The organism is Steroidobacter cummioxidans (assembly GCF_003104955.1).
Genome location: NZ_LSRW01000003.1, coordinates 1 through 20,838, shown reverse-complemented (window position 1 = coordinate 20,838; position 20,838 = coordinate 1). Strand labels below are relative to the sequence as shown.

Annotated in this window: 14 protein-coding genes; 12 read left to right on the top strand and 2 right to left on the bottom strand. The window is 59.2% G+C overall.

The genetic code is table 11. From position 1 onward, the window contains the following. Positions 1–8: 8 nt before the first annotated feature. The 12 genes from brxC (at position 9) to D0550_RS01405 (ending at position 19,213) form a co-directional block, all read left to right on the top strand. The gene (gene brxC / locus D0550_RS01455) at positions 9–3,059 is read left to right on the top strand and encodes a BREX system P-loop protein BrxC (RefSeq protein ID WP_206606031.1); all 3,051 of its coding nucleotides are present in this window, start codon (positions 9–11) and stop codon (positions 3,057–3,059) included. Between the two features lie 172 nt (positions 3,060–3,231). After that, positions 3,232–3,579, top strand: a complete 348-nt coding sequence (locus D0550_RS35375) for a hypothetical protein (RefSeq protein ID WP_206606030.1) — start codon at positions 3,232–3,234, stop codon at positions 3,577–3,579. Between the two features lie 5 nt (positions 3,580–3,584). After that, the gene (locus tag D0550_RS01450) at positions 3,585–4,667 is read left to right on the top strand and encodes a GTP pyrophosphokinase (RefSeq protein ID WP_116807327.1); all 1,083 of its coding nucleotides are present in this window, start codon (positions 3,585–3,587) and stop codon (positions 4,665–4,667) included. Next, positions 4,667–8,626, top strand: a complete 3,960-nt coding sequence (gene pglX / locus D0550_RS01445) for a BREX-1 system adenine-specific DNA-methyltransferase PglX (RefSeq protein ID WP_116807326.1) — start codon at positions 4,667–4,669, stop codon at positions 8,624–8,626. The genes D0550_RS01450 and pglX overlap by 1 nt, the downstream gene beginning before the upstream one ends. Further along, complete coding sequence (locus D0550_RS01440) at positions 8,626–11,178, top strand: PglZ domain-containing protein (protein WP_116807325.1); 2,553 nt, start codon at positions 8,626–8,628, stop codon at positions 11,176–11,178. Before pglX ends, D0550_RS01440 begins: the two co-directional genes overlap by 1 nt. 3 nt (positions 11,179–11,181) lie before the next feature. Then, the gene (gene brxL, locus D0550_RS01435; protein WP_116807324.1) at positions 11,182–13,224 is read left to right on the top strand and encodes a protease Lon-related BREX system protein BrxL; all 2,043 of its coding nucleotides are present in this window, start codon (positions 11,182–11,184) and stop codon (positions 13,222–13,224) included. 478 nt (positions 13,225–13,702) lie between these two features. Continuing rightward, the gene (locus tag D0550_RS01430; protein WP_116807323.1) at positions 13,703–13,903 is read left to right on the top strand and encodes a hypothetical protein; all 201 of its coding nucleotides are present in this window, start codon (positions 13,703–13,705) and stop codon (positions 13,901–13,903) included. A 301-nt stretch (positions 13,904–14,204) separates the two neighbouring features. Further along, entirely contained in the window at positions 14,205–16,037 is a 1,833-nt protein-coding gene (locus D0550_RS01425) for an ATP-dependent nuclease (RefSeq protein WP_116807322.1), read from the top strand. Positions 16,038–16,542: 505 nt separating this feature from the next. After that, entirely contained in the window at positions 16,543–16,884 is a 342-nt protein-coding gene (locus tag D0550_RS01420) for a hypothetical protein (protein WP_153066996.1), read from the top strand. A 6-nt stretch (positions 16,885–16,890) separates the two neighbouring features. Then, the gene (locus D0550_RS01415; RefSeq protein ID WP_116807320.1) at positions 16,891–17,190 is read left to right on the top strand and encodes a hypothetical protein; all 300 of its coding nucleotides are present in this window, start codon (positions 16,891–16,893) and stop codon (positions 17,188–17,190) included. Positions 17,191–17,208: 18 nt separating this feature from the next. Continuing rightward, entirely contained in the window at positions 17,209–17,640 is a 432-nt protein-coding gene (locus D0550_RS01410) for a helix-turn-helix domain-containing protein (RefSeq protein ID WP_153066995.1), read from the top strand. Between the two features lie 343 nt (positions 17,641–17,983). Then, positions 17,984–19,213: a hypothetical protein gene (locus D0550_RS01405; protein ID WP_116807318.1), complete on the top strand. Its 1,230-nt coding sequence runs from the start codon at positions 17,984–17,986 to the stop codon at positions 19,211–19,213. Between the two features lie 517 nt (positions 19,214–19,730). On the opposite strand, the gene D0550_RS01395 is transcribed toward D0550_RS01405, so the two are convergent. Both D0550_RS01395 and D0550_RS01390 read right to left on the bottom strand, forming a co-directional pair. Beyond that, entirely contained in the window at positions 19,731–20,300 is a 570-nt protein-coding gene (locus D0550_RS01395) for a hypothetical protein (protein ID WP_153066994.1), read from the bottom strand. Beyond that, entirely contained in the window at positions 20,300–20,602 is a 303-nt protein-coding gene (locus D0550_RS01390; protein ID WP_116807315.1) for a hypothetical protein, read from the bottom strand. Before D0550_RS01390 ends, D0550_RS01395 begins: the two co-directional genes overlap by 1 nt. Positions 20,603–20,838 lie beyond the last annotated feature (236 nt).

The following is a 20,838-nucleotide window of genomic DNA, read 5'->3' as shown; positions in this document are numbered from 1 at the left end:
GGACGATTATGACCACCACGCCTATCAAGACCCTCTTCGCCAACGATATCTATCGTCGGATCGAAGAGGTCATCAAGGTCGACCAGACTGATGAAGAGATCATCCGCGACGAAATCAAGGAATACGTCGTTACTGACGCGATTCGCGCGCACTACACCAACATCTTCGATGCTTACAGCGAAACGCCGAACAAACCGCATGAGGGAATTGCCATTTGGGTCTCGGGGTTCTTCGGCTCGGGTAAATCGAGCTTTGCGAAGATGGTTGGCCTTTCAATCGCGAACCGCATTGTGGCGGGCGAGTCGGCTGCCGATCGCTTTGCCGAGCGAGCGGGTGACAAGAAGCTGCAGGTCCTGCTCAAGGCGATCAATGAGAAGATCCCGACACATGCCGTCATCTTCGACGTCTCTACGGACCGTGGAATTCGCAGCGGCAACCAGACTCTTACAGAGATCATGTATGGCCTCTTCCTTCAGAGCCTTGGCTACGCAAAAGATCTCGACCTCTCGGAGCTCGAGATTGCCCTTGAGGAGAAGGGGCGGCTCGCTCGTTTCGAGGAGGAATACAAGCGCATCTTCAAGAAGGACTGGTCTTCAGAGAAAGGCAAGGTCGCATTTGCGTTGTCCGAGGCGAGTCGCGTACTTAATAGCCTCGACTCCGAGACGTACCCATTTGCTGACTCATGGGTGAAGGCAGTCAAGAACAAGGCCGACATTACGCCGGGCAAGCTGGCTGAACGCGCAGGCGAGTTGATGAAGCGCCGGAAGCCGGGCCTCGCGCTCATGTTTGTTGTTGATGAGGTCGGCCAGTTCGTCGCTCGGGACGTACAGAAGATGCTCGACTTGCAGGCCATCGTGCAGCAGCTCGGTGTGAAGGGGCGCGGTAAGCACTGGGTGGTAGTCACCTCGCAGGAGCAGCTCGGCGAGATCGTCTCCGGGCTCGACGACAAGAGAATCGAGATTTCGCGCTTGAGGGACCGCTTTCCGCTCCAGGTGCATCTGGAGCCGTCCGACATTTCGGAGGTCACGAGCCGACGCGTGCTTTCGAAGAACGCCGCCGCACAGAGCGCGCTCGGAAAACTGTTCGAGGAGTATCGTGGGCGCCTTACCGAGCACACGCGACTCTCTGCCGATATCAAGCTCCCCGAGCTGTCGCGGGAAAGCTTCATCGACTTATACCCGCTGCTGCCCTATCAGATTGACCTCATCATCCAGGTCGTCTCCGGTCTGCGCACGCAGGGCGGCGCGAGCAAGCACGTTGGCGGTGCGAACCGCACCATCATCAAGCTGGCGCAGCAGCTTCTCGTCAACCCGGCGGTGAATCTGGCCAATGGTTTGCTCGGCGATCTCGTACGGCTCGATCAGGTCTACGACCTGGTCGAGGGGAACATCAGCTCGGAGGTCCGCGCGAAGATAGCAGCCATTTCGAAGGAGCTGAGCCATCCGCTCGCGCAGCCGGTCGCGAAGGCGATCTGTCTGCTGCAGTACGTCAAGAGCGTTCACCGGAGCGCCGAGAACATCGCTGCGGCGCTCCACCGGAGCGTCGGCGGTGACTCGCAGCTTGCCTTGGTGAAGGAGGCGCTCCGCGAGCTCGAGGCATCCCACAAAGTCCGCCATGGCGACGATGGCTATCGCATCCCGACGCCCGCTGAGGACGACTGGGAGCGACTGCGTAACGGCATCAGCCCGAAGCCCGGCGACTTCCATCGCCTCTACTCCGAGGTGCTGTCAGCGTTCTGGCAGCCACAGCCGTGGCACACGTTGTTCGACACCAAAACGTTCAAAGCAGGCCTCGCCATCCAAGGCCGCGAAGTGACGAGCGGCGATATGATGTTCCAGGTCCATCTCGCGGAGGACGGAAAAGAGTTCGACTCACTAGCAGCCGAGCTGCGCACGCGCAGCCAGCAAGAGCGCAAGCACGTCTTTTGGGCTGTCGCTGTGACCGAATCAATAGAGCGCGAGACCGTCGAGCTCTTCCGCAGCAAGGAAATGCTCGCGCGCAAGGAGCGTGAGACCAAGGGCGAGGACACCCCGAAACTCCTCGCCGATGAGCGCGTTCGTTTGCGCCGCCATGGCGATGAGCTCCGGCGCTTGTTGCGTGCAGCGTGCCTATCCGGGCGCATCTACTTCCGTGGCAACGATCGCAGTCCCGGCGACCGTGCCGTCGACGTCGGCAAGTCTGCTGCGGAGGTCCTCGGCCAGGTCTTGCCGGAGGTCTTCGATCGCTTCAAAGAGGCCGCTGCCAAGGTCACGGAGATCAAGAAGGGCGCCGACGCCCTGTTCACCGCCGATAACCTCCAGGGCCTGCCGAGCGTGTTTGGCAGCATTGGTCTCCTGCGAGACGAAAAAGGCAAGACAGTCTTTCGCACCGAGAGTGGACCTATCAAGGAGGTGCTCGATCGCATCGAGGAGCGCGCGAACTACGGGGACACTGCGAGCGGCCGCTACCTGAGCGACGAATTCGCGAAGGAACCGTTCGGCTGGGACTTCGAAGTCGTACGGCTGCTCGTGCTCTCGCTGCTGCGCGCCGGAAAGATTGAGGCGACCAGCAAAGGTCAGATGATCGACACCGTGACAGGCGTCGAAGCCCGCGACACTTTCTCGAATAACAACCTGTTTCGGCAGGCCTCGTTCCGGCCGAAGAAGGGCATCGAGTTTGAGGAGCTGGTGAAGGCCTCCGAGGCATTCCGCGATACATTTGGCAGTGAGGTCAAGGAGCTGAACGCAGGAGCGATCGCGACTGAGCTTCGCAAGGAAGTCGCACGTAATGAGGATAATGTCTCGTCGGCGCTCGCGACTCTCACCGCGCACCGACTTCCCGGCGGCACGGTGCTCGAAAGCGCAATCGGCGAGATAAAGGCCATCCTCCGAGGTTCCGAGGACAACGCCATCGCGACGTTTAACGCGAGCCACCGAGCCATCAAGGAGGTCATCAAGCGTGCGGTCGAGCTTGAGCAGGTGTTGGACGAGCCCCGCCTCCACGATCTCGACCGCGCGCGCAAGGCACACTCGCACCTGTGGACTGTGGAGCTTTCTAAGCCAGGAGTCGGATATATCTGAGGAGCTGCGTGCGCGCGCTGCGGCACTCGAAGACCTGCTCGCCCGCGAGACGTTTTTCAGGGAGCTGCACACGATCGAGCAGCACACAAAGGCTATCGAGACCGAATACAGCCGCCGCTTCGAAGACGCTCTTGGGGCCCGCGCTGCAACCTACGAGGAAGCGTTCAGCCGATTGGCCAAGGTGCCCGCGTGGCTCGATCTCAACGATGAAGACCGGAAGCGCCTTGAGCCAGCGCGGGATCGCCTCGTTGCGCCATTCGAGCTGCTGCGTAAACGCGATATAGAGCCTGTACCTATTCCTCAACTGCGGTCGGACCGGGACGCCTGTGAGGGCCGCCTACGTGCCGCCCTTGCTGAGCTCAATCGTCTGATCGAGGGCGATCGCGCGGTTTCGCTGAGCGTCGCGAGCTACTTCGCTGGCGGCATCGAGACAAAGGATCAGCTCGATGCGGCGCTCGAAGGTATTCGCGAGGAGTGCGCCAGGCTTATCGGCGCTGGCAAGAAGGTGTTCATCCAGTAGCGCACATGACGATCTCGGACGACACGATCAAGAAGGCTGTGCAGCGGTACCACCGCGAGTACGACCGTTATCTGAAGCTTGCTGCGCGCGTGGCCGAGATCTGCCGTTCGGAGATCGTCGAGGGCAATGCTATACGCGCTCAGGTCACATCGCGGGCGAAGAGTCCGAAAAGTCTCGAGGGTAAGCTGCGTCGCTTCGCCGCGAGCGGCAAGAAGTCGTTCCCGGACGTCGACGCGGTGTTCGAGCATATTCGCGATCTCGCCGCGGTCCGCGTTGCCACGTACGAGCAGCGTCACGAGGACCACGTCGTGCAGCTTGTCTGCAACCGCTTTATGGGCGCAAGCGGCGAGCGGCCGATCCACGAGCGCAAAGACAAGAACCGCGATGACCCCAACAACTTCTATCGATCCAGCCATGTCGAGGTCTTTCTCACTCCAGCGGATGGCGTGGGCACTTATCTCAACGTGATGGACGTGCCCTGCGAGGTGCAGGTGTGCAGCATGATGGCGCACGTCTGGAACGAGATCGAACACGACCTCGGCTACAAGCCGGCCGCCGGAGTCCTGTCAGATCAGGAACGCAACTTCCTTGTGATGCTTGGCCAGTCGGTCCGGATGGGCGACGGCACCATTTCTAGCCTCTTCGCCGAAACCGAGCGGCGGCAGCGCGAGCAGGGTGGTGCCTTCACTGACGTCTACGACTTTGTGGCGCGACTCCGTGGCTGGTTTCCAGGCGTCGACTTCGGTCGTAACGCAGGTGCTCTCTTCGAGGCGCTGAAACCGATTCGCCTCGTCAACCCTGACAGCATTCGTCGGGTCCTTGGGTCGGTAGAGCCGCTGACAGACGTCGCGCGCGCCTCCCTGGATGCGTTCTCGCGTCGACTCGAGATTCACGGAGAGTCGCGCTTCACTCTCGAATCCAATTCTTCGGACCTCCTTCTAGTGCTGCTCCTTCCGAAGATCGGCCGTCATCTTCACGCTCCCACGACCGATTCGCCAACGGACGGTGTGGCGAGGGTGCGATGGTTCGCAGAGAGATATCCGGAGGCGGCCGCTCCACCTCAATCGGTTCGAGCAGGAACGACCTGATGGACAAGGACGCACGCAACGCCATCGAACGCGCCACGCAGCGAGCGCGTAAGCTCCTCGCGGACGACTTCGCCGACCAGCTGGAGGGCATCTTCGACGTGCACGAGGATGGCACTGTCGCTCCCGAAGCCGGTCGTCACCTTAAGGACGATGCCCGCAAGCTGTTTCAGCGCGAGCGCATTGTCTCCTCCATCGAGCACAAGCGTGCCGCTGGCATGAGCGCCACGGATTCCGTCGCGGACTATCTACGGGATGCTGCGTTTACGACGCTGAACCGGTTTGTCGCGCTCAAGATGCTCGAGTGCCGCGATTTGGCGCAGGAGTGCATCACAAAGGGAGAGCAGTCGGCTGGCTACCGGGAGTTCTACGGTATGGCGCCGGGCCTAGCGCTCCTGCACGAGAACGACGGCTACCGCCTTTACATCGAGTCCCTCTTTGATGAGTTGTCGACCGAGGTGAAGGTTTTGTTCGATCGACGGGATTCTTCGAGCGTGCTCTGGCCGAAGCGTGCGACGTTCGAACAGCTTCTTGAGATTCTGAATGCCACTGATCTCGCCAAGGTGTGGGGGGAGGACGAAACAATAGGCTGGGTCTATCAGTTCTTCAACGGCCAGGAGGAGCGGCGAAAGATGCGCGAGGAGAGTCAGTCGCCGCGGAACAGCCGCGAGCTCGCTGTGCGCAATCAGTTCTTTACGCCACGATACGTCGTTCAGTTCCTCACCGACAACACGCTGGGACGCATCTGGCATGAAATGCGCGGCACTGACACAGTACTCGCCGAGAAGTGCGAGTACATGGTCCACAAGCCCGGCGAGGAGTTCGCGCGGCGCGCGAAAAAGGACCCCCGCGATCTCCGCGTGCTAGACCCAGCCTGTGGTAGCGGGCACTTCCTGCTCTATGCGTTCGACCTTCTCCTTGTCATCTACGAGGAGGCCTACGCCGATCCGGACAGCCCGAAGAGCGAAGCGACGGGGAAGACGCTCGCGGAGGATTACCAGAGCCTCGACGCGCTTCGAAATGCCATTCCGGGTCTAATCCTTGCCCACAACCTGTATGGCGTGGATATCGACCCGCGCTGCGCGCAGATTGCGCAGCTCGCCCTCTGGATGCGCGCGCAAAGGGCTTATCGCGATTTCGGTGTCGGGCGCGCCGAGCGTGCGCGGATCCGCCGGTCGAACATCGTCGTAGCTGAGCCTCTCGTGGCCGATAAGCAGATCGCCAAGGACTTCGTCGCGAAGTTGGGCGATGCGGAGCTCGGGCGCGTGTTCACGTCACTCGTCGAGTCGTTGAACCTTGCAGGCGACATGGGACTTTTGCTCCGCGTCGAAACGCTAGTCCAGGCGACCCAAAACCAGGGCGAGCTATTCGCACCAACGGAGGAACGCATACGCGCAGCACTCAATCGGTTCGTGCGCGAGGATGCCAGCGCGACCAATACCCGGCGACGCCTGTTTGCCGACGATGCAGCGCATGCGGTGGCGCTGCTCGGCGTCGCGGAGAAGAAGTTCGATGCGGTACTGATGAATCCGCCGTTCGGTGCCGGCAGCATGCGTTCGAAGAAGGCCTTCGACCAATCCTATCCGAGGACAAAGAACGACATCTACGCTGCCTTCGTTGAGCGTGGCACCGAACTGCTTGTTCCTTCGGGGATGCTTGGTGCCATCACTTCCAGAACCGGTTTCTTCCTGCCGCGGTTTCAGCGCTGGCGTGAGGAGGTTGTGCTGAACAGCGCGCCCCCCGTGGTTGTCGCCGACCTGGGGTTGGGCGTGATGGACGCGGCGATGGTTGAGGCTGCGGCGTACTGCTTGCAGCTCGGGCCTACACGCACTCGCATCCAAACGACGTTCATCCGGGTGCTTGAAGAGCGCACGGACAAGAAGGGCGCCCTGGAGGCAGTGCTCCATTCTCCGGATCGGGCGTTGGGGCGACAATGGTTTGAGGTCGATCCCCGCGCATTCGGTGCCGTGACCGGTTCTCCGTTCGCTTACTGGGTAAGTGACGCCCTGCGCGCAGTGTTCGCGCGTCTACCGAAGTTGGAGTCACGAGGACGTGTCGCGCGGCGTGGTGTCAATACGAACGATGACTATCGCTTTCTTCGACTTGCATGGGAGGTCAACGGCGATCATTGGGCTCTGCATGTCAAGGGTGGCCCGTGGTCGCCCTTCCACGCTGATCCGCAGATGAAAGTAAAGTGGGGCCAAAATGGCGAGGAGATGCTTGCGGAGCGCGTGACGACGCGCGCGTACAAGTTCGCGATCGTTCCTAGCCGAGAGCTGTACTTCCGGCCGGGCCTGACCTGGACCCGTCGCACGAAGGGAGAACTCTCCGTTCGTGCGCTGCCCGCAGGGTGCATTTTCGGTGACAAAGGGCCCGCTGCAATTGTCGATGGGGACGACGAGGAGGAGTTACTTGCCCTCCTCGCCATCAGCAATAGCAGGGCCTTCCTGTCGCTGATCGAGTTTCAGCTTGCAGCCGCCGAGCCGACCGGGCGCGGGGGGGCCGCACGCTCGTATGAGGTCGGAATTTTTCAGCGCACGCCGGTGCCAGAGCTCACTGCGACTGCTCGAGCTGAGCTCGCTCAGCTCGCACTTGAAGCATGGCGAGCTCGCCACGGATTGTCTCTACGTGCCGAGGTATCCCCGTCGTTTACGGCGCCCGCACTGCTCAGGGTTCCCGGTGATGACTTGGCCGCAAGAACGACGGCTTGGACTGAACACGTCCAAGATCTCGATGCGCGGTATCAGCGCGTGCAGCAGCTCATCGACGAGAAGTGTTTTGCGGCGTACGGCATCAACGACGAAGACCAGCTCGCGATTGCTTCTGGTTTCGGAGCGACTGAGACGGCCGGTCCGAGCAACGAGGAGCCAGCTCAGGAGGACGATGACGCCGATGAGGACGATGAATCTGCTAGCGCAGACGCAGCCGAACTCGCACGAGAGTTGATTGGGTTCGCCTTCGGAGTTGTAGCTGGACACTTTCAGCAGGATGCTGAGACTGCTTCTTCGTCGAGTAAGCAGCGCCCGTTCGACGCGGTCGTCCTGCGCCGACGAAGCGCGCATGCGCCTGAGCTCGTTGGAGTTGATGACCCCGGCAGTGCAGGCGACATTACTGGCGCCGTTAGCCAAGTGCTCGAACAGCACTTCGGGCCGAGGGCCGATGCCTGGCGACAGGAGGTTTGTCGGGCGATCTCTGGTAAAGACGAGCTGCGGCCGTGGTTGGCGCGTGAGTTCTTCGCGTACCACGTTCGGCGCTACTCGAAGAGCCGTCGTAAGGCACCGATCTACTGGCAGCTCGCTACACCCACGGCGAGCTACTCGGTGTGGCTCTACATTCACGCATTCGGCAAGGACACGCTCTTTCGCGTGCAAAACGAATACGTCGCGCCGAAGCTCGCGCACGAAGAACGTCGCTTAGATCTGATGATGCGCGAGAAGGCGCCCACGAAGGAGGTAACGGCCCAGCACGCGTTCGTTGAGGAGCTTCGTGCTTTCCTTGACGAGGTGAAGCGAGTCGCGCCGCTCTGGAACCCAAACCTCGACGACGGCGTCATCACCAATTTCGCGCCCCTTTGGAGGCTCGTTCCGCAAAACAAGTCCTGGCAGAAGGAGCTCAAGGCGACCTGGGATGCGCTCTGCGAAGGCAAGTACGACTGGGCACACCTTTCGATGCACCTCTGGCCCGAGCGCGTCGTCACCAAGTGCGCGAAGGACCGAAGCCTCGCCATTGCTCATGGACTTGAGGATGTGTTTTGGGTCGAGGGGGCCGATGGCAAATGGACAGCTCGCGGCACGTCCACGCGCAGCATCGAGGATCTCGTGGGCGAGCGCACCTCGCCCGCCGTCAAGTCCGCACTGAAGAGCCTGCTGGAGGCGCCCATGGCCACCGGCAAGAGCACCAGACGCAAGAGCGCTAGTCGGCAAAAGGGTTCTGCCGTTGCCGCCGAGGGAGAAGAAGCCTGATGCACCCGCTTCACGACTACGTGGCGAAGCAGCTCGCCGACAAGCTAAAGGATCATGGCGTCATCGTCTGGTACGACGAGCGTCGCGAGTTCCAGCCTTTCGTTGACGAAGTTCGCGGTGGTCCTAGGTCTGCGACCAAGCCAGTTCCGGTAGCGCTCGCGGGCGCGAAGGCTGCCCTTGCCGAGTACGCGGGCTCGCTGTTCGAACTGCGGGCGATCGTCGAGCCTCTCGTCTGCGGCGATAAGCCCGATCCTGTAGTCATCTTCATCCCGGGCCTGGCACACGATGTGAAGTCATCAGTACTGATGGAGCTGGAGAAGGCTGGGCGGATCTGGAAGCCAGAGCTGAAGCAGCTCGCGAAAAACCTCTTGCTCCAGACGTACACGCTCGGCCTCGTCGACGAGATGCTGCGGTTCGAGCGCAAGGTCTCCTACGAGGATCTCGCGCGCGCAGCGGCGCGCAACTCCGGCGCCGAACCTCCGTCGATTCTGAAGAGCATCTTTCACGACGCGAGCGGCAACGATGCGCTCCTCGCAGCGTGGCTTGTGTGCGACGCTCGTGACCCGGAGATTGTAAGCAAGGATGCGGCGCGCGAGCTAACCAAGCTTGTGAAGGCCCGTCTCGGGCTCGAACTGGCCGCCGACTCACCCTTGCCGAAGCTCCGCGCGATCACGCTGCGCTACGTGTTGGCGGGCGAGTTCCGGCTGGATCTCTCTTGCGATGTGCCCGCGTCGCTCCACGGCGTGGCCAAGCCGTCCACGAAGGACGGGGAGTCGGCAGTGCGGGAGATCGCGCGGCGCCTTCGCAGGAGCCACGCTGACGCATACGCCGCGCTCGCGGACCGCATCGAGGAAGAGCTGGGGCTCAAGAACGCGACGCTACCGGCCGGCGCGCTCGGTTCGATCGACACGTTCCGCTTCGAAGAACGCGCTCTTCTTCGACATGCGGGCCATCTTATCTCGAACGGCAAGTTCACCGAGGCGCTCGCGTTGGTCGCAGACCGAGAGCAGAGCTTTTGGCTTGACCGGGACGTCAGCAGAAAGGCGCAATGGGATGCCACTCGACGTATGGCCGAGCTGGGCAGTGTAGCGATGGAAGTGCGATTGGCAGTCAGACAGACCGCGGGAGATTCCGCTGCTTGGCTGGATGCCTACGTGTCGAAGAACGGTTGGTTCCGCCTCGACCAGGCTCAGCGTCGCCTTGAGGCCTGGGTCGCGAACCTTGATGAAGAACCCGAGGAGCGCCCGCTGAGCGTTGTCCGGCGCGCATACGAGGACGTCTGTCATTCCATGGCGGACGGTTTCACCAATGCTCTCGCGAAGGCCGGTTGGACTGTGCCTGGTGCTCTCCACCAGACTCGCATCTGGAGCGATGTGGTCTGCGACAAGCCTAAGCCCGTTGCCTATTTCCTCGTCGATGCGATGCGCTACGAAATGGGCGTCGAGCTTGCCGAGCGGCTACCCAAGACCTCTGAGGTCTCAGTTCGAGCGGCAGTCGGTGCGCTGCCAAGCATTACGCCCATCGGTATGGCGGCTCTCCAGCCCGGCGCCTCCGCAAGTTTCTCGGTCGTCGAGCAGAACGGCAAACTGGGCGCCCAGATTGATGGCAGTTTTCTTCCTGACCTCGCCAGCCGAAAGAAGCACGCAGGCGCGCGTGTGCCAAAGTTGGTAGACGTTTCACTCGATGAGCTCCTCAGCCTTCAGCCATCGAAGCTCGCGAAAAAGCTCGATGGCGCACAGGTAATTGTGGTGCGCTCGCAGGAGATCGATCATGCCGGCGAGACTGGCTTCACATTCCAGGCGCGGCAGGTGATGGACACCGTCATAGACAACTTGGCGCGAGCCATTCGCAAGCTTGCTGGCGCGGGTATCGAATACGCGGTGGTGAGCGCGGATCATGGCCACCTGTTCTTCGCAAACGACCGCGACGAGTCCATGCGCACCGATGCGCCTGGCGGCGACACCGTGGAGCTGCATCGGCGTTGCTGGATCGGGCGAGGTGGGGCAAGGCGGACTGGCTGCGTTCGCGTGCAAGCTTCGGCGCTTGGCTACTCCTCGGACCTTGAGTTCGTGTTCCCGGCTGCGTCAGGCGTCTTCAAGGCAGGCGGCGATCTCGCTTTCCATCACGGCGGGCCATCGCTCCAGGAGATGGTTATTCCGGTGGTGACGGTGCGCACGAAGGCACGTGAATCCGCCCGTCCCTCGGCCGGGCCGATTGAAGCGGGTGGGCTTCCAGAGGCTGTGACCAACCGCATCTTCAGCGTGACGTTCTACTACGGCGGCAAGCAGATGTTGCTCGGCGCCACCAGTGTTCAAGTTAGGCCACTACTGATGGCAGGCGGCAAGCAAGTGGGTGCCGTAGGCATGGCCGTAGACGCGGAGTTGGATCGTGTGACGGGTACCGTGAAGCTCGAGCCCAACAAGCCAGTCACGATCGCATTCTTGCTCAATGACGAGAGTGCATCATCGCTGCGCGTCGTGGTGCAGGACCCGAGCACCGATGCCGAGCTATATCGCTCTCCCACTGACATCCCGGTTCGACTTGGAATGTAAGCAATGAGCAACGGAGCAACCCCGACACGAGACGCTCTTGACGACAAGGTCAACCGACTCTTCGCCGGCAAGGTGGTGCGTAAGGATCTCGTGCGGAAGGTAAAGGTGGGCGCGAACGTCCCTGTGTTCGTGCTCGAGTTTCTTCTCGGCAAGTACTGCGCATCGTCGGATGAGGTGGCCATTCAGATGGGCCTGCAGGTCGTCAACGACACCCTCGCGAACAACTACATTCGTTCCGACGAATCGATGAAGGCGCAGGCGAAGGTGAAGGACCAAGGGCGCCACGCTTTCATCGACAAGGTCAAGGTGCGCCTCGTCGACTCCGATTTCTGGGCTGAAGTGACGAACTTCGGGCACAAGAATGTGCACGTCCCCGAGCACTACGTCCGCGAATACGAGCGTCTGGTGATGGGAGGTGTGTGGGCGCAAGTGGACATGCGCTTTGAGTATGACGAAGAGTCGAGAGGCAAGAATCCATTCTGGATCGACAAGCTCACCCCAATTCAGATCGCAACCTTTGATCTCGAAGAGTATCGGCGCGTGCGTCGTGAGTTCACGACGGATGAATGGCTCGATCTCATCATGCGGAGCATGGGTTACGAGCCGAAGGAGATGTCGCGACGGCTCAAACTGCTGTTCTTAGTGCGGCTCATCCCACTGGCCGAACGCAACTACAACCTGGTGGAGCTTGGACCGCGTGGCACGGGCAAGAGCTATGTAGTGCAGGAAGTATCACCGTACTCAGCGCTGCTGACTGGCGGGACGACCGTGGCAAACCTTTTCGGGCATATGACCGGTCGACAGAAGGGGATGGTGCAGATTTGGGATGTCGTCGGCTTCGATGAGGTTGCCGATCTCCAGAAGATGCCGAAAGAAGTCATCACCACGATGAAAACCTACTGCGAATCGGGAACGTTCCAGCGCGGTCAGGAAGCGGTGGCAGGCGATGCGAGCATCGCGATGTTCGGCAACACCAATCAACCCGTCGATGTGATGGTGCAGACCGGTCACCTCTTCGCGCCGATGCCAGACATTATTCGTGACGACATGGCATTCATCGATCGCTTGCACTTCTATCTCCCAGGTTGGGAGATCCCGAAGATGCGCAACGACATGTTCACGGACCACTACGGATTCGTGGTGGACTATCTGGCTGAAGCCCTGCGGGAGATGCGCAAGCACAACTACACGGAGATCATCGATCGACACTTCTCGCTCGGCACACACCTGAATGCCCGTGACCGGAAAGCCGTACGCAAGACTGTTTCAGGTCTGATGAAGATTTTGTTCCCGCATGGAGAGGTCGGGCGAGATGAACTCGTCGAATTGCTCGAGTTCGCGATGGAGGGCCGTCGCCGTGTGAAAGAGCAGTTGAAGAAAATGGGCTCATTCGAGTACTACCATACGTCATTCAGTTATACGTCACAAGAAACGGGCGAAGAAAGGTTCGTCGGCGTTCCCGAGCAAGGCGGACGCGACCTCATCTCTACTGATCCGCTCGCCCCAGGGACGGTGTACAGCGCCGGCGTGACGTCCGATGGCACTGTTGGCTTGTACCGGCTCGAAGTCTCCGTATCGAGCGGTACAGGAAAGCTGAAGTCGGCTGGCGGCAGCGGCGGTGCGATGAAGGAATCGATCCAACGCGCCTTCAGTTTCTTGCAAGCCAAGAAGACAGAGCTCGCTATTGCACGTGATCTTGATGTATCTGATTTGCACGTTGAAGTTATTGACCTGCTTGGTAACAGAGTCGAAGCAGAACTCGGCGTTGCGTTCTTTGTAGCAGCGTATTCGGCGATGAGAAAGGCGCCAGTAAGTCCAGCGTTGCTGATATTGGGTGACATGAGTGTGCAGGGAAATATCAAGCCACTGCGCTCACTGACAGAGCCACTCCAAGTTGCGAAGGACAACGGGGCCAAGCGTGCGCTGATCCCAATCGAGAACAAGCGAAACTTCTTAGATGTGAGCGCCGACATCGTGGAGCACGTCGATCCAATATTTTATGGCGATCCGAAAACAGCCGCGATGAAGATACTGGGCGGGCTGTAGCGGGATAGATGCCACCAGCGGGGCTTGCGCGCCATGCTCCGGCCGTCCTGATGTCGAGATCAACAGGAGTTTTTCTTGCCGTACATCACCGAATGCAAGGCCCCGGACCTGTCCAGCGTGAGCGCTCCCGTCCTGCCTCAGTACCTATTCAACATTGTGCTGAGGCGCGGGGGGGCTGCGAGATGACCGAGCCCGATCGTTCGTTACTAATTTTGTCCTTGTGGTTGACAAGGCGATGAGGGAATACATTGCTAGTCGGGACTGTCTGGTTGCGTACGCGGCTTCAGCGAACAAAAGGGCGCTTTTAGTAGAAGGCCTCGGTCGGTTCGAAACGTGCATCAACTCTGTCAAGCGTGCGCTGCGTTTCGTTGACCGGATTGCGGCACATCCTAACGGTCCAGAGATCAATCGATTGAGCCGGAGGCTCATACGAAGTCATGAATCTGATGTCACTTCATTTCGTAACGCGATCGAACATATGGACGATAAAATTCAGGGTGGTGAACTAAACGAAAACGAACCGCATGCTCTGGCGATATCTGAGGATGGAGCATTTCTGGAGATCGCAGCGTTTCGAATGCCTCTCGAGAGTCTGGCTCAGCTGCTGTGCCAATTGAGGGAGCTCGCGCTGGTGATCGCGAGCTTCGCGGAGCGGGACGCCAGTGATGCTGAAGCGTAACAACAGCTCCATTGACTCGTTTTAGGTAGGCTCAACGACTGCTGCTTGCTCCCGTTATGTGTCGGGGATGGATCATGAGCTTGCGGTGAGGCGAGGCAAAACCGTCGGCCCAGAACCGCGCGAGGTAACCGGTTCGTTTGCTATGCTGCCGCCTTCGACTTGCAGGCGTCTTCTGGGTCCGGTGTGACGCAGTTCACGATTGGAACGGACTGGACCGATTCACAGTTGTGGAATGCCAAATCGCGAGCGACGTCGATTTGGGTCAGAATTCGTAGATCGATGACCCTGGGGCGCTCTTCCTATGCGTATGGTTGAGGTTCGAGTTCGGAACTTCCGATCTCTCGAAGACATCAAGATTGATCTGTCTCAACTGACTGTGGTTTGTGGGCCAAACAGCTGTGGGAAATCGAACATCTTTCGCGCACTACAGCTCGCCTTTACTGAAGAATTGTCAGTCGAAGATGCATCGGCGAATCTGAGCGCACAAAAAATGGGCCAAGGCGGGCCTACCTTATCGATTTGGGTAGATTGCTCGTTTGTTAATGTTCCAGAGGCGCTGCAACAGATCGCGGGTACTACATCCTCAGAACTCAAATATTCACTTCGTTTGACACGAGCGGGGAAGGTCACGCGCAAGCTTGGAGAGCATTCCTTGACTCCTGATGAGTTCCGGGTGCTGAAAGAGCATTTCGTCACAGTCTACATTCCGCCGATACGTGACCTGAGCGCCGACGGCCTCTTGCCTTTTAAGAGGCTGCTCAAGGCGGCTCTTCAAAAGGCGAGGGGGCAGGGGAGTATTCGGAGTCTTGGCGATCAAGCAAGAAAGGTCCTGTCGAACCGAGCCACTGTACTGTTGCAGCAGCAGCATGAAGTCGCAACACGAATCCTTGGAGTTGAGAGTCTGACGCTCGATACGAGTCAAATAGATATCGAAGCTCTTTACGACAATATTGGGTTGCGCGTCAGGGTCGGGGGCGCCGATATTCCTCTGAGCGCCCTCGGAACTGGGCACCAAAGCGCTGTCATCATGAATCTGTACAGGCAGCTTGGAGAAGCCATCACGGGCTCGGTTCTGTATATGTTCGAGGAACCGGACAACCATCTGCATCCCACTACCATAAGATCGATCTGTGATGACCTTAAGGCTATATCGTCGAAGTCACAGGTGTTGGTGAGCACTCATTCGCCAGTCTTTCTTGGGCATACAGGGTTGGAGCCCGTACGTCCTCTATTCTCAAACACGGGAGTAACTCAACGCCGGAAAGTGACGATCTTCAAGCACTATACGGACAAGCAAGCGCGGACACACTTGGATGCCTATGGGTTGCGGTTGACCGAGCCGCTTCTGACGAACCGTGTGCTAATAGTCGAGGGTGCCTCAGATAAAGTTGTTCTCTCAGCACTCTTTGAGAAGCGATTCGGTCGGACTGTTGACCAAGCGGACCTCTTGGTTGTCGCAGCGGGCGGGAAAGATCGCGTTGTGGCGCTGGTGCATCTCATACATTGCCTGGGAGTGGACTGGAAATGCGTCATGGATAACGATGCTCTCTACTCAGTCGAGACGCCTTATATACAGCCTCTACAGGCAGAGCAGCGAGCGGAGGCTTTAGCTGCGATCGATTTGGTAAAGCAAATTCTCAGTGGCCAAACGAAGCGTGGCACCAACGCTGCAAAATTACTTTCAGCGGTCCGCTCCGAGGTCGATCAGGGCTTACCAACGCGAACGTTGTACGACGGCTCTGCCCTGCAACGGCTTATCGAGAAAACCGGCTTGCTTAGCGGCGCGGAGCAGGGCCAGCTTCGCACCTCGCTCACGACAGCTCGCAAGCGAGAATCCAGAGAGCTGCTGGCAAAAGCGAATACATTTGTTTGGTCTGGGACGATAGAGGAGGTCTTGCTCCGTAACGATGACGCCATGTCGTGCGTGGAGAACCAGCTCCTTGCTGATGGAAAGCTCAAGAACTCATTCATCGGTCAGCCGAATAGGCGCGCGACGCTCATAAACAAGTTGCATGGCTGTGCCAATGAGCCAGCAGTCTTACACGGCGTTGTTTCCGCTTTGGATGATGAAGGGCATTTTAGGCGCAGCGAGGTAAACGAGTGCTTTAACAGCATCTTCTCAGGCTTGCTGTAGGGTACGGGCGAATTCCGCTTCTTCTATTCCGAATGCGCATACTGCATTGATGTTCGAGTAGCCTGCACGGAGATCCGCGAGAGGAGCCGCCGGCGCTCGCTCGCTGGTTCCGCATGGGTGTTTATGCTCTCCGGCGCAACATGAATGCCAAGTCTGTTTGTCTGGACTTCCAACCCGCTATCGGAATAGTGTCGTCCCGCGGCAAATGATCCGCCCAAGGGCGGCCCCCGCCGGTGCTACCAACACCGACGAGAGCCTAACCACAACGCCTTCATCGAGGCAGTTATGGCTTCCTTCATTATGGCGCACCCGGCGCTTGCGCGGGTATGTGCGCGTGTATGTCACAGAGCAAACGGCTCTGCCGTGCTCCACCGAAGTTCATCGGGTAGGGCGCGGCCATGAACCTGCGGCGAGAATGCGTTCGCAGATACTCGCCGGTATCTTCTAACAATCGTTCAGACCAGCTTGGTTCATGGCCCGGTGCGTCTCGCGCGAGGTCCGAGCCATGACCCGCGCCAGCCGCGAAGACATGGTCGTCCTCAGGATGGGGCTCAACGCGCTGCTCGCCAGCGTGCGGCAGACCGAGGCATGGTGGCGATCCCAAGGGGATGTGTCGGCACTTCGGCGAAGCAGGCTTCTGACGCACGCGATCCTTGCCACCCAGCGCAAGTTCTTCCCAGACAATCGCGACATGGGTGACGACATCACAGAAGCACTCTTCGTCGCTGACGGCCTCCGCGACGCGGCTCAACAATGTCACGAAGGCCAAGCTGCTCTCCACGAACGACTAATCGGTGGCGCAGAAGCCATCGAGCGGTTGTGCAGCTCACCGCTCCGCAAGAGGTAACAACTCATGGCGGAGAAGGAAACATACGAAGCACCTCCCGCCAGCCGCTCTCTCGAAGAACTCATCGAAGCGGAGCGCGGCAATCTCATGCAGGTTCAAGGGATGGCCAGATGTCTGTACGACGTCTTGCTGTACTCCGATGACGATGATGGAACGATGCATGCCGACGTGGCCCAGGTCATCGCGAGGCTGATCGCAGAGTCAGTCGATGCGCTCGAGAAGATCGTCAGGCGCTTCAAGGCCGGCGAGTTCGGCCCGCCGCCGAACAAGGCGCCGGGCGGCGCTGGCTCCGGTAGTTCGACGTAGAGCGGGCAGGGCGCGCACGTGAGCGACACGCAATCCGCACCGCCGAAGTCGCCGCAGATCAAAAAAGAAAGTCGTGCTTACTTCGCTGCGCTCGGAAAGCGCGTTACGCAGTTGCGAAAGTCACGAGGTATGACGCAAGCGGAGCTGGCACGCGCACTAGGTGTTTCTCAGCAGGCGGTGTTTGCTTACGAAATCGGGGACAGGCGGATTTCCGTCCTCGTTCTCGAACGGCTCGCGAGGCTGTTCCGGCTCAACATCGACCAGTTCCTCGGCTTCGCTCCAGAACCGGTCAGGAAGCGCCGGCTCTCGCCGAGAGCGATGCGCCACGCGGAGCGCCTCCAGGCGCTGTCTAAAACGCAGCAGCGCTTCGTCGTCCGGATCATCGATGTGCTGGAGGAGCACAACAAGAACAGTAGGAAGACAAGCAGCTCGTCGCAGGTGCGCAACTAAGCCGGGTTCAGTTTGCGCTGGTCGCGACTTGAGCAGGGAGTAGTCCGGATTGTGGCGTAATTGTTTGTAGCGGCGTCGGGCTAGTTTGATGCTGTCAAACCTGAACTTGCGAGTATTGCGGACATATCGGCGATACCCCAGCACACTTGCTACGGGAGTGGCTCTGTGGAGCAGGAGCGAACCTAGAGCGCAGCCGAGCTTGCTGAGTTCGAGTTCTAGACGGGGCAGGCCCAAGGGGGAGGCTTGCGAAAACGTTTCTGCAAACACGGTTTGTTTGGTGACAAACGCTACTATGAGTGTAGCATCGCTGATCTAGGCAACCAGTACAAAGGGAACTTCGAGCATGTACATCCTGTCTGGCCGTCTTCGAGACGAGTTCCTTGCTTGTCCAGAACTTGTGCGAATGGGTGAGGATAACGCCGGTCCAGTCCTCCTGCTAAAGACGACGACGCTCTCGGCAAAATATCTCGTGCGCTCCTTACGTATTCGCGTCGCCGTCATGCGCGTCCGCGAGTTCCTGCTCTACGGCGTGCTGTTCTATGATGGAGATGCCGAAGAGGCTGTTAGGTGGTCGCTGTATGAGGAGCCACACGAAGTCGAGGCCCTGCGCGGGCTTTCGACGCGCTCGAGCGTGAGATTGGCCGTATTCAATGAGGTTGCCACCTGCAGCACTAGCGGCGACTGTGCTGTCAGCACGTCGGCTAGTATTGGAGCGCTGTGCGCGGGCGTGAAGCCCTATCCATTCAGTCCAAGCGGAGTCGACGCCGAAACGACCGAGGAGGCGAACGGCCGTCTAGGACGACTCATCGACGGCACCCTTCCGCAAAGCGAAGGCGTCTTTCTCGATTTGCTGCCCCCATCTGAATGGACGCAAATAAACAGTCACTTTATTACCAGAAGTGCTGCGTCAGGATTCGTATCGCTTTTTGACGATGACGAGGGCGGGCAACAAGAGGCGCTTGCACATTGGCTTGTGGGTGAACTTGCGCCTGATGGGATATTCCGGAGCCCGCAAGTCGACGAGCGGGGCAAGCCTCGCGAGCTGACGGATATTCTCTTGACTCATCGGTACGGCAGTATCCTGTTTGAGTCCAAAGCTCTGAGCTTGCTTTCGCGGCCTGATCTGCCGTCCAGGGAGAGGCTTGCGCAGCAAACGATTCGTCACGTTCGCAAAGCGGCACGTCAGCTTGCTGGGGCGGCCCGCAACATCGCGGCCGGCCTGCGCGTAACGGATCGGGCAGGCAAAGTTGTTGACGTCAACCGTGATCAACCGCCCCACTTAGTGATTTTGATTCCCGACCTGACTCTGCTCGCCGTGAGCGATGAAGTTGGAGTCCCGTTCTATCGTTCGCTCATGGAAGACAGGAAGGGGTTGCTCCATATTCTGGACCCATCCGAGCTATTGAGGATTGTCCAGGCGGGTTCGATGATTGCGGCGCGGAGTCAGGAGACGACACCGATGATGGGCTTAGATTATTGGCTCATGCGACGTGCGGAGCAGTTCGTGAAGACTGGGCATCCGGCATTTCATGTTCTGCTGCGGTTCGGTAGAGAGAGCGGTTCGATCGAATGAGTAGCCGTCCGTCGAGACCTTGGCTTTTGTGACTGAGTCTGCTGGGATCGAGCCGCCGCAACAGCAATGACGCCAAAGCCGATTCGGTCGAATATGAGAAGATCTCCAATAGCTGGGGACTGCCAGTTGCGTCCGACCAAGTGCGGGCCGAGAGAGAGAGAGAGAGAGAGAGAGAGAGAGAGAGAGAGAGAGAGAGAGAGAGAGTCGATCAGCTACGCAAGCTGGTAGACAGCTGGCGTTGGCTTGCAACGCGGGTGCGCAAGGGCGCGAGATTGGCTGAGGCGTTGCTGCTAGACAGAAGAGCGAACAAATGGCCTAACGGCGTGTTCTCGGCGATCTCGACAGGGCTGTCACGCGAGCAACTGGAACGTTACCTCTGGTCGGCGGCTGACATCTGCGCGGATCCCGTCGATAGCGGCGACTACAAGCATTACATCGTCATTCCCTTATTTAGCGCTCCTCCGATCGCTTCGACAAGGGGTTGGTAGTCGATCCGCTCTAGCCCTACGCGGCGAGATCAGAGTGACCTGCGCTCAAGATCGACAGGTGTCCATCCCAGCGTTGCTTCGATTGCGCGTCGATACGGTGTATCGATTTGCGGCGGCGCGTATCGCACGTAGCGCTCGGCATCATCACGCATGCGCCCGGTTAGGTCGCGCAGATAGCCCGTGATGTCCTCGGCGGTCGCGCGAGAGCCGGAGGCATGATATTTCGGCCCGAGGGCCGTCCAGACGACGCCGTCGATGCCGTGTGCCCGTGCCCATTCCGGCAAGCCCGCAATATTCGCAGGTGAAGCGCTTCCCGTTATCCAGCGTCCGATGTCTCTCTGCTTGTTCTTTTCCAGCACCCCTTCTCTTTCGCGAAGGGCTTCCGCCGCAGCTTCAATCTCTGTTGCATCCATCACTGCCCAGAGAGAACGAACGGGAGGCGCGGCTTCATCCAGCACCAGGGTGATCCGCCCATTACTCGACCTGCGTACAAACTCAACCCGGATGAAGGGCCCGTCATTGAACCATTGGCGCTGAATCCCGAGTGTTCGCGGGTCCCAGACGAGCGATCCCCAGCCGAGACATGCAATGACAGGCATTAGATCAGTCTCCCTAACTTCATATCGAACTGCTGATACTCGATCGGCAGGCAGAATTCGGTCCGCAGTCTTTTGATGTATGCCTTCGCGTCCTTGTCGTAAGTCGCTTCTCCGACGACTATCAGTCGCTCGGCCTGTTGAGCGCCCGGCCAGTACGAATACTCCATCAACTGGCCGAGAGCCTCGCGGATACAGCTCTGCGCCGAGAGCCCCGTCTTGATTTCGTAGTACACATAGCTATCCCCATCTTTAACGGAGACATCGACACGCGTGCCGTTCCCGTACTCTTGCTCTCCGCTCACATCGTCTTTGCCATGAATTTCTTCGAGATGCTTAAAAAGCGCATCTTGAACAAGATTGTGTCGCAGCGCCTTGTCTATAGTCTAGTCTGCGCACTGCGCTCATACGTTGTGCGAGCAACACGCGCTTTGTTGCCCGGTGTCCACACGAACCCCTTTCGTTCTCTGGCGATCTTCGGAAAAGCTTCAGTGCCTTCCACATACTCGTATAGCGGTNTCTTATACACATCTGACGCTGC